The organism is Kitasatospora cystarginea, assembly GCF_039533515.1.
In the GTDB taxonomy this organism is placed as follows: Bacteria; Actinomycetota; Actinomycetes; order Streptomycetales; family Streptomycetaceae; genus Kitasatospora; species Kitasatospora cystarginea.
The window spans coordinates 1-13,294 of record NZ_BAAATR010000078.1; the positions used below are offsets into that span (position 1 = coordinate 1).

The following is a 13,294-nucleotide window of genomic DNA, read 5'->3' on the forward strand; positions in this document are numbered from 1 at the left end:
CCCGCCGACGCTCTCGCCGCCGGCCGCCTGACCGAGGCCCTGCCGCCGGCGACGACCACGGACACCCTCGCCACCCTCGCACTCCCCAACCGCCCGGCGGCCCCGGCACCCGCCCACAGTGCGCACCCGCCGTCCCAGCACAGCGACGGCCGCCCACGACCAGCCCCAGCCACCCACGCATCGCCCGCCCACGACCGGACGGATCTTGCCGACCGGGCGTGGGTCGAGCGCCTCAACGAGGCCAGCGACGCTGCCGGCCGGGCGGAGCGCGACCTGGACCTCGCACGGCAGACGGTGCAACGCCTCGACCGCGAACTCGAGCGCCTGGCCACCGCCCAAGCGAAAGCCGCCCGGCGGGCGGAGCACGCCGCCCAAACGCTGCGCCAGGCACAGGCCGAGGCCCAGCAGGCCGCGCAAGAGCAGAAAGAAGTGGAGCGGGCGCATGTGAGGAAGCAGGCCGAGCGGGAAGACGCGTGGCGCACGCTGCGGGAAGCCGAACAGGCCGCCGAGGCGGCGCGGCGGCGGGCGGATGAGCTGGCGGTGGAAGCCGCGCGGGCGAAAGGAGGTCGGTGATGGCCAGGCCCATCTGGACGGGTGTTCTCAGCTTCGGGCTGGTGACCCTGCCGACGGCGTTGTACTCGGCGACCGAGTCCCACACCGTGGGCTTCCACCAGATCCAGCGCGGGACAGCGGACCGGGTACGCAACAAGCGGGTCAACGAGCGAACCGGGGAAGAGGTGCCCTACAGCGAGATCGTGAAGGGGTATGAGCTGGTCGAGGGCGAGTACGTGATCATGGAGCCCGAGGAACTGGAGCAGCTCTCCCCCGGCCGGTCCAAGACCATCGACATCCGCGGGTTCGTCGACCTCGAGCAGGTCGATCCGATTTTCTTCAACACCACCTACTACCTCGGCCCCAAGGGCAAGGAGTACGCCAAGATCTACGCCCTGCTGGTCAAGGCGCTGGAGCGGTCGAACAAGGCCGGGATCTCCCTGTTCTCGATGCGCGGCAAGGAGTACCTGACCGCGGTCCGGGCCGAGAAAGGGATGCTGGTCGCCCACACCATGCACTTCGCCGACGAGGTCCGCGACCCGCACCGGGAGGTCGACGACCTGCCCGCCGCGGGCACCGAAGTGGGCGAGAGGGAACTCGCCGCGGCTCGGCAACTGATCGACATGCTCGCCGTCGACTGGAACCCGGACGAATACCACGACACCTTCTCCGAGCAGGTCCGCGAACTCATCGAGGCCAAGGCCGCCGGCAAGGAGATCGCCATCTCCCAAGGCCCCCAGGAGACGCCCACCAACGTCGTCGACCTCATGGAAGTCCTCGACCGCAGCCTGGCCACCGCCAAGGACCGCGCCGCAGCCGGCCGGGAACCAGAAGAAGCCAAGCCCACACGCGGCCGCGCCCGCAAGACCGCACCCCGCCCCAGCCGCACCCCGAAAGCCGTCGGCGGGAAGAAAACCGCCTCCACCACCGCGAAGCGGGCGCAGCCCGCCGCCGGGGCGAGGAAGCGCACCGGCACCCGCTCGAAAGCCGAGGACCTGGCAGCGCTCACGAAGGCCGAGCTCTACAAGCGGGCCAGCGACCTCGACATCCCCCAGCGCTCCACCATGACCCGCGACCAGCTCCAGCACGCCCTCGAACACGCCAAGCACCGAGAACACCGTCTCCGCACCGCGTCCTGAGACCGGCCCTCGGCTCAGCGCCTGACTCGCCAGAACGAGGCGAAGGAATGAACAGCGACCTCGAAGAATCGGACGGGCAGCGGTTCCGGCTGCCCGTGTACCGGCTGGATGGCGAACTGGTCATCCCGGCCATCGCCGTCACCGACATGCTGCGCGGGATCGCCGAGCTATGGGAAACGTGGCGTCGCAGCGACCAGCACCGCATGGACGATGAGACTACCGCCGTGCTCTGCACGGCACTTGAAAGATTCGCTGACCAACTCGATACCGAGTGCATCGCTGTTGCCGACCCCAGACCGACCCGGTGAACCGCCCGACCGTCGGAACCGCGAATGTCGCCGAAACGGCGCAGCGCCGGACGCCCGTGCGACTACATCGGCCTCACCTACGAGCGGCAAACACCACGCCGCTCATAGTCGCCGCAATGAAGAATCTTGTGATCGAGCCCGTGGCGTCGGTGTGTTCTGACCGAGCCCCTTCCCGATATGGCGCGGCAAACGGGCGCGGCGGCCGTGCGGCACCGTCCGGCGGGCCGTAGCGTCGGGCGGGTGGACATGCCGGTCCGGGGTTGTGAGTGAGGGAGGCTTTGATGCCGGCCGCAGCACTGTTCGATGTCGACGGCACGTTGCTCGACACCAGTTACTGGCACCGGTCGCCTGGACGGAGGCGCTCGCCCAGTTCGGCCACACCCCGGCGATGGCCCGCATCCACGGGGCGATCGGCATGGCCGGCGACCAGCTCCTGGACCACGTGCTGGGTGAAGACCGTGACCACGCAGATGATGAGGCGATCAGTGCGGCGCATCAGGCGCTGTTCGCCCGGTTCTGGCCCCGCCTGCGTGCCTTCGACGGTGCTGGTGGACTCCTGCGGGAGCTGAAGCGGCGTGGCTGGACGATCACGCTCGCTTCCTCCGCCTCCGGACGAGATCTGGCCGCCATGCGCGCCGTTTGGGATGCCGATGACGCGATCGACCACGCCACCAGCGCCGACGATGTGGAGGCCAGCAAGCCCGCCCCTGACCTCGTCCATGCCGCCCTCGCCAAGTCCGGGGCCGGGCCGGGCGAGGCGCTGTTCATCGGCGACACCCCCTGGGACGTGCAGGCCGCCGCCCGGGCCGAGGTGCCGTGCGTGGCGGTGCTGAGCGGCGGCTTCGGCGAACGGGCTCTGCTCGCGGCCGGCGCCCTGGAAGTCCACGTCGGCGTCGGTGAACTCCTCGCCCGCCTCGACGACAGCGCCCTCGCGGACCCCGCCCGCCACACAACCGGAGCCAGCTGACCGCGGCACCGTCAGCTCGAACACACGGGGGCGACTCGGCGATCATGGGACCGGCCCTGGGTGGCGGTCCCGTGGTCGCCGCCCGGGCCGGTCCCGCGAGCGGCCCGCGCCGGTCAGTGCTGCAGGGCGGGCAGCACCAGCTCCCGGTAGGCGTCGAAGAAGACCTCCTGGTCGGGGCCGATCTGCCCGACGTACACCTCGTCGAATCCGGCCCGCGCGTACGCGCGCACGGTCTCCACGTGCTCCTCCGCGGCGTCGCCGCAGGTGACGGTGTCGGCGACCATCTCGCGGGTGACGAGCTCGGTGGCCTGCTCGAAATGCGCCGGGGTGGGCAGGATCTGGGCGAGTTCGCCGGGCAGCAGCTCGGTCGGCCACAGCCGGTGCACGATGTCGACGGCCTTGTCCCGGTTGCTGCTCCAGCACACCTTCACCCCGCCCACCACCTTCTTGCCCGCGCCGCCACCGTCGCGGAAGGCACCCACCAGGTCGGCGTCGGGAGTCATGGTGACGAAGCCGTCACCGATCCGTCCGGCCAGCTCGGCGGCCTTCGGCCCGAAGGCGGACACCAGGATCGGCAGCGGGTGATCAGGGGCGGTGTAGAGGCGGGCGTTGTCGACCGTGTAGTGCCGGCCTCGATGGCTGACCTGCTCGCCGGTGAACAGCTCACGCATCACCTCGACGGCCTCCTCCAGCATCTCGGCCCGCATCTCGAACGACGGCCACGCCCCGCCGTGGATGTGCTCGTTCAACGCCTCCCCCGTCCCGACACCGAGGGCGAAGCGCCCGCCGAGCAGCACGCTGGAGGTGGCGGCGGCCTGCGCGGTGACCGCCGGGTGCAACCGCACCGTCGGACACGTCACCAGCGTGGTGACCGGCAGGTCCACGGCCTGCGACAGCGCACCGATCACCGACCACACGAACGCACTGTTGCCCTGCGCGTCGTTCCACGGATGAAAGTGATCGGAGATCGCCAGCCTCGTGAATCCCGCCTGCTGCGCCCGCCAGGCCTGGTCGATCAGCTCCCCGGGGGTGAACTCCTCACACGACAGGAAGTAGCCGTACTCGGTCATCGGTTTCTGCTCCTCTCCCAAAGCCCAGCCCCCTTCCACTGCGGCTACCCCGGCCGCACCCGGGCACCACGCCTCATCCCGCAGGTCGCCGACAACGGGCAGGACACGTCGGCTTGGCTCCTCGATCAAAGCGGTGGTGGCTCCGGGCGACCCTGCCCGCCAGGCATCCCAAGCCGCGGTAGCAATCCTCGCCGTGGTCCGGCCAGGTCCGCATCCGCTCACCCTGCCCGGGTGCGGTTGCGTCTCTTCCGGCAGAGCGACGCGAACGTCCTCGACTGCTTGGCCGCCGCACGGCCGGGGCTGGCCCATAGCCAGCCAGCCTCGGCAAGGGCGGTCAGTCCAGGGTCGGGCGTAGCCCCATCGCGCGGCGACGCCCGTAGGGTGCCCCTGACTGACTGTCGTGTCCCTCGATCGGGTATGGGTTTGCGACCCGGTCGTCTCGCCGCGCCGTCGAATTACGGCAGCCCGGCGCCTTCCACGCTCAGCAGTTGCACGAGCTCGGCCCGGTCCAGGCTGCAACGGCCGATGGCATGACCCGCGTCGCGCCGCGCCCGGCCTGGGGCCAGAACCGGATGGCTGCGTCCCGACCCCAGGTGGCACTCACCGCAGCCCGGAGGCGGTCAGGACTTCCCGCGGCCGGTGACGAAATCGCGGGCCCGGTCCACCAGACCCGCTCCAGGGGCGAGGATCTTGCTGGCCGTCGGGGTGTCGGGGGCGGCGGGGTGCGGGCGGGTCGGCGCCATGGCCTTGGCCCGCCGGATCTTGTCGCCGAGATCGTCGAGCACCTCGGGGGTACAGGCCTGGCGCAGCATCGGGAAGAGGTTGTTCTCTTCGTCCTGGACGTGGGCGGTGACCTCGTCCATGAGCTGCTGCAGCATCATGCTCATGTGCGCGTCGTCGGTGTTCATTTTCTCTAGCTGCTTGAGGATCTTCTCGACGCGGGCGTGGTCGGCGAGTTCCTTGTCCGCGAGCCGGTCGCCGCCCTGGAGGTGCTCGCGCACCGCCGGGTACAGGTACTGCTCCTCGGCGACCGAGTGCCGCACGAGCTCGATGGTGACCTCGTCGACGAGGTCACGCAGCTCCTGCCCGCGGCCGGTCATCGCCTGGAGTCGGCTGAAGATCTCGTCCACCTCGCGGTGGTCGGCCATCAGCTCCTCGATCACATTCCCGCCATGTCCCATCGCGTGCAGAGGCGCTGCGGATGGGTGTCGAGGGCAAACGCTCGCTCTGGAACGCCCTGCTGCAGATCAGCGACCTCGTCGAGGGCCTGGACCGGCGACAGCTGGAAAGGCTCGCGGCCCGCGCCACCAACCAAAGTGAACTCCTGGACACGGTCCGGAACGAGGCCGCCCGGCGCTCCCTGACCAAGCCGGAACCACCAGACACCCGGACACCGCGGCGCCCCCACCGCGTGTGAGCCCGGTCAACGGCGCGTCCCGGCGCGGCTGCCCGGGGGACGAGTCGCATGACCCACGTCTGCGGTGGGCATCCGTAGCCCCTCATCGTGCGGCTGGTCTGCACCGGCCAGTCTGCATCGGCCGCACGACAACGCTCGTTGTGAGCGAGGCGACTTGACGCGCTCTCCCGGCTGAAGATGGGAGATTCTGGCCCGTATCGCAGCATGCGGCACGAGCGTGGCTTCCTGCTTCAACGACTTTTGCGGCGACGGGCGAGGCGTGAGACACGAGCCGGTGTCGTTACCGTCCCCTCGGGTAGACGCAATCCCGCCAGCGGCCGCGAGCCCCGCAGCCGGGTTTACGGCCGCCCAACATCACTGCCGTAGATCCAGGCCGGCACCAAGTCCGAGAGTTGTTACCCGGCCGGCACCTTCATCCGGGCACGCTACGACTTCCCAGCCCACTACCGCTTCACAAGGCTCACCGACAGCATCAGCGGCAGCTACATCGTCTGCGCGGGCCAGCTACGTCCCAGCAACGCGACCGGAGACAACGCCGAGCGGCTGACCCTGGCGCGGGATGAGCGCAGCGGGGAGTGGGTCGACGAACGAATGATCCGTGACTACCGGCACGCAGCGGGCTGACCCGGCGGACGTTTCTCGCTGTGCGAAGCATCGGTTCGCCTTTGTAGTGATCGGCGCTTGTCTCACCTGCGGTGAATCTCAGCCCGGCAACAGCCCCATCGACAGGGAAGGCGCGCCGGTATCTGCCGCCATCCACGAGACGGCGGCCCGCTCAGGCGTGGCTGTGCCCGGGTCCGGGCCGGGCCGTCCACGTCAGCAGCCGCCCGACCGGCCAGGTGGTCACCAACCGGTCCGGCCCCAGACCGGCCCGCGCCGCACGCGCGTATCCGGACGACTGCCAGTGCAACTGCTCCGGGGCATGGGCGTCGGTGTCCACGGCGAACAGGCAGCCCGCCTCGGCCGCGAGTCCCAGCAGGTCATCCGGTGGATCTCGCCGTTCGGGGCGGCAGTTGATCTCCACGGCGGTTCCGGCCTCGGCACAGGCTGAGAAGACAGCCTCGGCATCGAACCGGGACTGCGGCCGCCCCCGGCCGGTGACGATCCGGCCGGTGCAGTGTCCGAGCACGTCGACGTGCGGGTTGCGCACCGCCTTCACCATCCGAGCAGTCATCGGCTCCGGCTCCGCACGTAGCTTCGAATGCACCGAGGCCACCACCACATCGAGCCGCCCGAGCAACTCCTCGTCCTGATCGAGCGAGCCGTCCTCCAGAATGTCGCACTCGATCCCCGACAGGAGCCGAAAGGGCCTCACCCGGGCGTTGACGGCTGCAACCGCCTCCAGTTGGAGCCGCAGCCGGTCTGCGCTGAGACCATGTGCAATCGTGAGCCGGGGCGAATGGTCGGTGAGCACGGCCCATCGGTGCCCCAGTACGCGGGCTGCCTCGGCCATCTCCTCGATCGGGCTGCCACCGTCGGACCAATCGGAGTGCACGTGGCAGTCCCCCTCGGTCACGGCCCACAGGTCCCAGCCCGCACGGGCGGCCGGCCCGGCGTCCGCCTCCAGCCTGGCGAGATAGGCCGGCACTTCGCCCGCCGACGCCTCCGCGATCACTTCGGCGGTGACCGGACCGACGCCGCGCAGCCGCTGGGCCTGTGCCACATCCACCGGACTGGCCGGCAGGTTCCGGGCCGCCTCGGCCGCCGTGTGGAAGGCCCGAACCCGATAAGGAGAGGCACCGCACCACTCAAGGAAAAAGGCGATCCGCCGGAGCGCTTCGACCGGTTCCATGCCTTCAGTGTTCGTCGTCCGCCATCAACCCGCCCTTCCCGGCTGAGAACCCAGCGGAGACGGACGTGTGGAAGTGGTGGCTGCTCGGGTTTCGGGTGCTGGCGGCCGACGACGGCTTCGCACGGTCGCCTGGCACCCCGGTCGCGTGCTTCAACAGCGTCCCAAATCAGGCTGATTGACCTCGATGAGCCCTGTGAGGGCCTGTTCGGTGGGACGCCAGTCATTGACGTCCTGGACTCCGCAGCTGGCAAACACCTCACCGGGGACCGCACCAGGCGGATGCGAAGTGCCGGGGGCGGGAAGAGTCACCGGCTGGTCCTTGGAAGCGGTCACCAGGTGGTCGTCAAGGCGGTCATCGGGGCCGGCGCTCGAGCACCGTGGCCTGGACGATCTTTCCCTGGGGCGTTCGGAGGACGTGTACGCCCCGGCAGAGCCCGGTCACCACGACCAGCCCGTAACCCGCCGGAGGCGAGGCGGTGGCCAGCAGCTCCCGGCTGGTGTCCTCGACGGCCACCTCGATGGTGCCGTCACCGGCGGGTGCGACCAGCAGCCGGCACGGCCCGGGCGCGTGCCGGCAGGCGTTGGAGACCAGTTCGGCGATCACGAGCAGGACGTCGCCCCGGGTCTCGTCCCGGAAGCGGGGTCCCGCTTTGGCCGCGAGCTCCGCGAAGAACCGCTCGGCCGCGTGGCGGGCCGTGCGGACCGATCCGACGCGCCCGTCCAGGTCGAGCGCGAGCACAGGCATCTGATTCACCCCGGCCCTGGGGTCCCTTTGACGGTGCCGCGCCTACCCCGGCCACGACCGGGTCAACCCTCTGCTCAGCGGCCGGTTTCGCCGTTCTCGACCTGCTCCCTGAGCCGGGCGAGGGTGGCGCTCAGCACCCGCGAGACCTGCATCTGGGAGACCCCGATCCGCTCGGCGATCTCCGACTGCGTGCAATCACCCCAGAAGCGCAGCAGCAGGACGGTGCGCTCGCGGTTGGTGAGCAGGCGCAGCAGCGGGCGGACGGCTTCCCTGAAGATCACCAGGTCGAGGTTGTGGTCGCAGTCGCCGAGTCGGTCGAGCAGGGCGTTGCCGGAGTCGTCGGTGCCGTCGTCGCGGGTGGCGTCGAGCGAGTCGCAGTAGAAGGCGTGTCCGGCGTGTAGGCCGGTGGCGACCTGCTCGGGGGTGAGGCCGAGGTCGTCGGCGAGTTCCTCGGGTGTGGGCAGCCTGCCGAGCTGCTGTTCCAGGCGGTCGGAGGCGCGGGCGGTCCTTAGGTAGAGCTCCTGGATGCTGCGGGGAACGCGCAGTGGCCAGGACGTGTCGCGGAAGAAGCGTTTGATCTCGCCGGTGATGGTGGGCAGGGCGTAGGTGACGAACTCGACGCCGCGGTTGGGGTCGTAGCCGTCGACGGCTTTGATCAGGCCGATGGTGCCGACCTGGAGGATGTCGTCCATCTCGGCGGCGCGGTGGCGGAAGCCCGCGGCGACGAAACGGACCAGCGGCATGTTGAGCTCGATGATGGTGCCGCGGACGTAGCCGTAGGCGGGCGTTTCGGGCTCCAGTTCGGCGAGACGGCGGAACAGCGCGTCGCTGAGCTCGCGCGCCTCGCTCTTGCCCAGGCGGCGCACGGGCCGCTGGTCCGCGCCGGGGACGGGCGGCGCCTCCTTTGGGACGAGCGAGGCTGTGGCGGCGTGCTGGGCGGTGGTGGCGGACACGGGATCATCTCCCAGGATGTCGCGGGCCCACACCGTGCGCGTGTCGACGCGAAAAGTGACCGCTCGCGGCGGGGCAGACAAATCGTCGCCGCGGGCATGAGGTGTGGGAATGGGAAGCCGCTCGGCCCGGCTGCTTGAGGCCACGGAGTCCCGGGGGCGGCAGGTGCGCCCTCTGGATCGGCGGCGATGTCGGAATCGCCGCGCCGTCGGGGCGTCGCCCCGACCTCTTCGCGGTCTTGGTACCCACGCACATACTCGGTGAACCTTTTCGACCGAAGGGCAGGGTCCAGCTGCGGGGCAGGTGGGCAAGGATCCGGTTGGGGCAGGTGGGCAAGGATCCGGTTGGGGCAGGTGGGCAAGGATCCGGTTGGGGCAGGTGGGCAAGGATCCGGTTGGTGAGGTGGTCGCCGCCGAGGTTGGTGAGGGCGACCAGGACGGCGGAGGCGTCCCCGCGGGCTCCTTCGCGGCTGGTGTTCAGGGTGTTGGGAGGGCATTCGACGAAGGCGGGGGCGGGGAGGACAGTCACCGTGTTGCGTCCCAAGAGCCGGCACAGCCAAGGCCGGCAGGCTGGCCAGGGGCGATGGTCAGGGCTCAATGGTCAGCCGCGGGTTGAGGCCGGTCAGTCTCAGCAGCACGGCCACCCTGGCCACGCTACGGCCGACTCCCCGCAAGATGAGCCGGCCGCCGCGCTGGTCGGCCTGGTTGCGGACCTCGACGAGGGCGCCCAGGCCCGCGCAGTCCATGAACGCCACCTCCGATAGGTCGAGCCCTTCGCCGTCGAGGCCGGGCGCACGCTCGGCCTGGTCGGCGCAGGGGATGGGACGGCACAGAAAGGGTCGGTTGGCGCGGTCAGGCCCGGCTCTGCTTGAGCTCGCCGCCGTAGCTGATCGCGCTCTTGCGGGCTTGGCCCGGGCGACCGAGTCGGGCTACCAGTAGTGCCGTCGTCCGGCGATACCGTGGCCCACCGCGCCGAGGAGCCAGAGAATCAGGCCGAGAACGGCCAGGATGATGCCGATGGTCCACAGGATCGAGATGCCGGTGACGAAGCCGATGATGAGGAGGATCACTCCAAGGACGATCACGGTGGTCTCCGAAGGGTTCAGATCTTTTCGCGAATGCCCGCAGGTTGGGCCGGTGTGTTCAGCTGCTCAGCAGGCGGTTGAAGAAGCTGCGGTACTTCTGCAGGGCAAGCCGCAGCTCCTCGGTATCGACCGCGTCCCCCCGGTTCCACTGACCCTCGAGCCGCTGCTTGTGGTCGGCGAAGGATTCGGCCAGTCGCCGCATGAGGTCGGCGACCAGTTCGTCGGCGGTGTGAACAGCCTCGCGGGGGTCGTCGACGAAGCGGGTCTGCACCTGCTGCCAGCGGGTGCGCAGCTCCTGCGCCTGGGCCGAAGGCAGCAGTGGTTCCTCGTCCTCCTGGCCGGCTGCGCCGCGGTCGGCGGCCTCCCCTTGCGCGGTCGTGTCCTCGAAGGGCGTGGCCGTCTGCCCGCTCTCCGCATCCGGTCTCTCGCCGGTGGCGTCGCCCGGGAAGACGGGCCGTTCCTCCCGCGCGTCGGGCGTGGCCTCGGATGTCGCCTCCGACGTCGTCCCGGGCGGATCCATGGCACCTGATGGCGCGAGCTGTGCTTCCTCGTTCCGGGTTCCGGTGGCGGCGATGTCCTCGGTCGTCATCCGTCCCTTGTCGTCGTAGCGCATGGGCTTCATCTCTGTCACCTCCGTGGCGAATCGTCGTCCCGCACGGCCTGCCCGCCGTCGAGAAGCGCCGTGAACAGCGCCCGGTAGTGCACCATCGCCCCGCGGAGTTCTTCGGTGGTCGCGTCACCGCGACCGGCCTGGGCGTTGACCGCATGCGCGGCGCGGTAGTGCTTCAGGGTGCTCGCGTGCTCGACGGACAGGTCACGCAGCCGCTGTTCGTAGTCCTCGGTGGGATAGCCGCGCTCATGCATGAGCGCGGTGACCAGGCCATCGGCCCGCTGGACGGTTTCGCCGGGGCGGTCGACGAACTCCTGCTGCACCCGTGTCCAGTCCCGGGCGTAGCGCTGTCTGGTGTCGGGTGCCAGCGGCTTGATCTCCAACTGCTGGTGGCGCTGTTCGCGGCGGCGCAGTTCCTGCTCGGCGGCCAGTCGGCTGCCCGAGCTGCGGACGGTGCGCTCGTACTCAGGGCCGAACCGTTCCCGCAGCCGGCGGCGGCGGGCCGTGAACCACAACGCCGCGGCGATCAGGAGCAGCACGACCACGACGGGCACGATGATCGCGATGAGGGTCCCTGTCGACATCAGGTCCTCCTTGGTCCTTCAGTGACCTGCCGCCTTACCGGCGACCGGCGTCTCGAAACGTCTTCTTCACCGGGCGCCCGCGCCGGAGCGAAGCGGCAGCTCGCCAACCCTCTGTAACAGGGAGGTCGGCAGCGGTGTGCCCGGCTTCGAAGAGGCGCATTCGTGCAGGGCCTCGGTCAGGGTCGGGAACATCCGGAACAGGGTGTCGGTCTGGGTGATCTCCAGCACCCGTCGTGCCTGCGGGGTGGGTGCGGCAAGTACGAGGGGCACGCCCGCGGCGAATGCGGTACGGCGGGCGGTGAGCAGCGTGTGGAGGGTGCTGGTGGTGAAGAGGTCGACGGCGTGCAGGTCGATCACGAGGAGTGCGGGGTGCTGTGCGAGGGCCTGGTGCAGTTTGTGGTGCAGGTCTTGTTCGTTGTCGATGTGGGCGTAGCCGGCGAGGGAGCAGACCAGGGCGTCGCCGATGCGGGTGGTGGCGGTCTTCATATCCGGGGCGGGCATGGTGTGCCTTCCGGGCGGCCCGGGTCGAGGTGTTGGAGACGGGTCGGCTTGGGGTGCGGCGGGGAGCCGGTCCGTGTGCTTCAGGTGGGGGGCTTGCCGGGGGCCGTGTGCGGCGGTCCGGGCCCGTGCAGGTCTGCCGCGCACCTCGGTGACTTCGCCGGGGATCCACATCTGGGAGCGGCCGTACAGGTCACACGGCGGGGGTGGCGGCTCGGGTCGTGGGCGACGGGCGGTGGTCATGGCTTTCTCACCCCGTGCTGCGGTCGGGCGGTGCCAAAGTTGGGGCTGGCTGGTCGCGCCAGCGGGAAGCGATCCGCTCCAGGCTCTCCCACAGCTCGCCAGCGGTGTCCTGCTGGTAGTCCAAGGTGCCCTGGGGGGATTCGCTGGCAGCGAGGTAGGCCTCGAGGCCGGTGACCGCATGGCAGACCATGCGGCGCATCGGCTCGACCTGACACGTCTGGTCGCCGTTCTCACGGGGGCGGCCGATGCGGTCGTAGAGGAAGCCGGCGAGGGTTTCCAGGTGGTCGCGGGTGAGGCTGTCCACGATGACCTCTTCACGCGGGAGGCAAGAAATCCCAGCCGACGAGGCGGCGGGCTTGCCCTTCAACCATTCGCCCACGAGCGATTCATGTCAACTGGTACACGGATTATTTTTCGTGCTTACGGCTGCGTGAATCGGCGGTCGTATGCTGGTGCCATGGACGAGTGTCCCGCGACGGCGCGGCGGTGGACTTTCCTGACCAACCACGCCCGCGTTCTCGTACAGATCGCCCGCGATCCCGGCATCAGGGTGCGCGACATCGCGGCGAGCTGCCTGCTGACCGAGCGCGCCGTCCAACGGATCATCGTCGACCTCGAGAAGGACGGCTACCTGACCCACGAACGCACCGGCCGCAGCAACCACTACCACGTCCAGGCCGCCAAACAACTGCGCCATCCGGCCGACTCCGGCCCCAGCCTCGCCGAACTCCTGTCCGTTCTCCTGCGCTGACCACCTGACCGCCTGCCCCGGTCACGGTGCGGCTCTCCGGACCAAGGCGATCGCCTCCGGGCCCGCAACCGTGGGACCCGATCAGTCCCCTCGACGAGGGAGATACATGTCGCTACCGGCACTGTGAATGTGAAGTGGTTCAACGCTGAAAAGGGCTTCGGTTTCTTCCAGCAGGACGGCGGCGGTCCCGACGTCTTCGCCCACTACTCGAACATCGACGCCCAGGGCTTCCGTGAACTCCAGGAGGGCCAGAAGGTGACCTTCGACATCGTGCAAGGCCAGAAGGGCCCGCAGGCGGAACACATCCGCCCCGCCTGACCTCCGGCGCACGAGCGGGCGCCCCACACGGATCCATGTGCGGGGCGCCTTTCCGCGCGCGCAGCTCTCGATCACCTACAGCCTGGTGTCGATCCCCGGGTGAATGGCTGCGACCGGTCGCGGCGTGGACGAGGTACCGCTCCACCTCGTCCACGCCGCAGACGGCTCTTCTCTAGCCTCCGCCTTTCAGTTGGGCTCGCCTGAACCGGGTCAATGGCGTTGGTGACGCGTCGTGGCCGTGTGCGGGTGTGGGGGCATGCCGAAG

General features: G+C 69.7%; 17 protein-coding genes and 1 pseudogene. 7 read left to right on the plus strand and 11 right to left on the minus strand.

Annotation, left to right across the window (positions count from 1 at the left end; all coding sequences use genetic code 11):
* The 4 genes and pseudogenes from ABD369_RS38600 to ABD369_RS38615 all read left to right on the plus strand — a co-directional run.
* A pseudogene (locus ABD369_RS38600) lies at positions 1–573 on the plus strand (hypothetical protein); the annotation flags it as partial.
* Positions 573–1,691, plus strand: coding sequence for a non-homologous end joining protein Ku (gene ku / locus ABD369_RS38605; RefSeq protein ID WP_344641321.1), 1,119 nt, complete (start codon positions 573–575; stop codon positions 1,689–1,691). The pseudogene ABD369_RS38600 and the gene ku, both read left to right, overlap by 1 nt.
* A 47-nt stretch (positions 1,692–1,738) precedes the next feature.
* The gene (locus ABD369_RS38610; RefSeq protein ID WP_344641322.1) at positions 1,739–1,999 is read left to right on the plus strand and encodes a DUF6213 family protein; all 261 of its coding nucleotides are present in this window, start codon (positions 1,739–1,741) and stop codon (positions 1,997–1,999) included.
* A gap of 388 nt (positions 2,000–2,387) precedes the next feature.
* Entirely contained in the window at positions 2,388–2,966 is a 579-nt protein-coding gene (locus ABD369_RS38615; RefSeq protein WP_344641323.1) for an HAD family hydrolase, read from the plus strand.
* Between the two features lie 113 nt (positions 2,967–3,079).
* Here the strand turns inward: ABD369_RS38615 and ABD369_RS38620 are convergent, their stop codons facing one another.
* Complete coding sequence (locus ABD369_RS38620; RefSeq protein ID WP_425557879.1) at positions 3,080–4,036, minus strand: TIGR03557 family F420-dependent LLM class oxidoreductase; 957 nt, start codon at positions 4,034–4,036, stop codon at positions 3,080–3,082.
* 620 nt (positions 4,037–4,656) lie between these two features.
* Entirely contained in the window at positions 4,657–5,217 is a 561-nt protein-coding gene (locus ABD369_RS38625; RefSeq protein WP_344641325.1) for a hemerythrin domain-containing protein, read from the minus strand.
* A gap of 20 nt (positions 5,218–5,237) precedes the next feature.
* On the opposite strand from ABD369_RS38625, the gene ABD369_RS38630 reads away from it, so the two are divergent.
* Positions 5,238–5,453, plus strand: a complete 216-nt coding sequence (locus tag ABD369_RS38630) for a hypothetical protein (protein ID WP_344641326.1) — start codon at positions 5,238–5,240, stop codon at positions 5,451–5,453.
* A gap of 775 nt (positions 5,454–6,228) precedes the next feature.
* Here the strand turns inward: ABD369_RS38630 and ABD369_RS38635 are convergent.
* The 9 genes from ABD369_RS38635 to ABD369_RS38675 all read right to left on the minus strand — a co-directional run bounded on the left by ABD369_RS38635 (position 6,229) and on the right by ABD369_RS38675 (position 12,264).
* Positions 6,229–7,245 (minus strand): PHP domain-containing protein, encoded by a 1,017-nt coding sequence (locus ABD369_RS38635; RefSeq protein ID WP_344641327.1) that lies wholly within the window; start codon positions 7,243–7,245, stop codon positions 6,229–6,231.
* Positions 7,246–7,597: 352 nt separating this feature from the next.
* Positions 7,598–7,990, minus strand: coding sequence for an ATP-binding protein (locus ABD369_RS38640; RefSeq protein WP_344641328.1), 393 nt, complete (start codon positions 7,988–7,990; stop codon positions 7,598–7,600).
* 74 nt (positions 7,991–8,064) lie between these two features.
* Positions 8,065–8,943 carry a SigB/SigF/SigG family RNA polymerase sigma factor gene (locus ABD369_RS38645; RefSeq protein ID WP_344641329.1) on the minus strand — a complete coding sequence of 293 codons (879 nt, stop codon included), beginning with the start codon at positions 8,941–8,943 and terminating at the stop codon, positions 8,065–8,067.
* 584 nt (positions 8,944–9,527) lie between these two features.
* Positions 9,528–9,773 (minus strand): STAS domain-containing protein, encoded by a 246-nt coding sequence (locus ABD369_RS38650; RefSeq protein ID WP_344641336.1) that lies wholly within the window; start codon positions 9,771–9,773, stop codon positions 9,528–9,530.
* Positions 9,774–9,869: 96 nt separating this feature from the next.
* A complete protein-coding gene (locus ABD369_RS38655; protein WP_344641330.1) occupies positions 9,870–10,025 on the minus strand; it encodes a DUF6131 family protein in 156 nt (51 codons plus the stop codon).
* Between the two features lie 58 nt (positions 10,026–10,083).
* Positions 10,084–10,647 (minus strand): hypothetical protein, encoded by a 564-nt coding sequence (locus ABD369_RS38660; RefSeq protein WP_344641331.1) that lies wholly within the window; start codon positions 10,645–10,647, stop codon positions 10,084–10,086.
* Between the two features lie 5 nt (positions 10,648–10,652).
* Positions 10,653–11,219 carry a hypothetical protein gene (locus tag ABD369_RS38665; protein ID WP_344641332.1) on the minus strand — a complete coding sequence of 189 codons (567 nt, stop codon included), beginning with the start codon at positions 11,217–11,219 and terminating at the stop codon, positions 10,653–10,655.
* Positions 11,220–11,285: 66 nt separating this feature from the next.
* Complete coding sequence (locus ABD369_RS38670) at positions 11,286–11,720, minus strand: STAS domain-containing protein (RefSeq protein ID WP_344641333.1); 435 nt, start codon at positions 11,718–11,720, stop codon at positions 11,286–11,288.
* A 247-nt stretch (positions 11,721–11,967) separates the two neighbouring features.
* Positions 11,968–12,264 carry a hypothetical protein gene (locus ABD369_RS38675; RefSeq protein WP_344641334.1) on the minus strand — a complete coding sequence of 99 codons (297 nt, stop codon included), beginning with the start codon at positions 12,262–12,264 and terminating at the stop codon, positions 11,968–11,970.
* A gap of 153 nt (positions 12,265–12,417) precedes the next feature.
* Here ABD369_RS38675 and ABD369_RS38680 point away from each other — a divergent pair, with 153 nt between their 5' ends.
* Both ABD369_RS38680 and ABD369_RS38685 read left to right on the plus strand, forming a co-directional pair.
* Positions 12,418–12,711, plus strand: a complete 294-nt coding sequence (locus tag ABD369_RS38680; protein ID WP_344641335.1) for a helix-turn-helix transcriptional regulator — start codon at positions 12,418–12,420, stop codon at positions 12,709–12,711.
* A 102-nt stretch (positions 12,712–12,813) separates the two neighbouring features.
* Positions 12,814–13,029, plus strand: a complete 216-nt coding sequence (locus ABD369_RS38685; protein ID WP_344641337.1) for a cold-shock protein — start codon at positions 12,814–12,816, stop codon at positions 13,027–13,029.
* Positions 13,030–13,294: the final 265 nt, after the last annotated feature.

Bases quoted from the DNA above. Each gene is read 5' to 3' on its own strand.
- ABD369_RS38640 (WP_344641328.1), bottom strand. From the start codon at position 7,990: ATGCCTGTGCTCGCGCTCGACCTGGACGGGCGCGTCGGATCGGTCCGC.
- ABD369_RS38665 (WP_344641332.1), bottom strand. From the start codon at position 11,219: ATGTCGACAGGGACCCTCATCGCGATCATCGTGCCCGTCGTGGTCGTG.
- ABD369_RS38670 (WP_344641333.1), bottom strand. From the start codon at position 11,720: ATGCCCGCCCCGGATATGAAGACCGCCACCACCCGCATCGGCGACGCC.
- ABD369_RS38680 (WP_344641335.1), top strand. From the start codon at position 12,418: ATGGACGAGTGTCCCGCGACGGCGCGGCGGTGGACTTTCCTGACCAAC.
- ABD369_RS38660 (WP_344641331.1), bottom strand. From the start codon at position 10,647: ATGAAGCCCATGCGCTACGACGACAAGGGACGGATGACGACCGAGGAC.
- ABD369_RS38630 (WP_344641326.1), top strand. From the start codon at position 5,238: ATGGGTGTCGAGGGCAAACGCTCGCTCTGGAACGCCCTGCTGCAGATC.
- ABD369_RS38620 (WP_425557879.1), bottom strand. From the start codon at position 4,036: ATGACCGAGTACGGCTACTTCCTGTCGTGTGAGGAGTTCACCCCCGGG.
- ABD369_RS38635 (WP_344641327.1), bottom strand. From the start codon at position 7,245: ATGGAACCGGTCGAAGCGCTCCGGCGGATCGCCTTTTTCCTTGAGTGG.
- ku (WP_344641321.1), top strand. From the start codon at position 573: ATGGCCAGGCCCATCTGGACGGGTGTTCTCAGCTTCGGGCTGGTGACC.
- ABD369_RS38610 (WP_344641322.1), top strand. From the start codon at position 1,739: ATGAACAGCGACCTCGAAGAATCGGACGGGCAGCGGTTCCGGCTGCCC.
- ABD369_RS38625 (WP_344641325.1), bottom strand. From the start codon at position 5,217: ATGGGACATGGCGGGAATGTGATCGAGGAGCTGATGGCCGACCACCGC.
- ABD369_RS38615 (WP_344641323.1), top strand. From the start codon at position 2,388: ATGGCCCGCATCCACGGGGCGATCGGCATGGCCGGCGACCAGCTCCTG.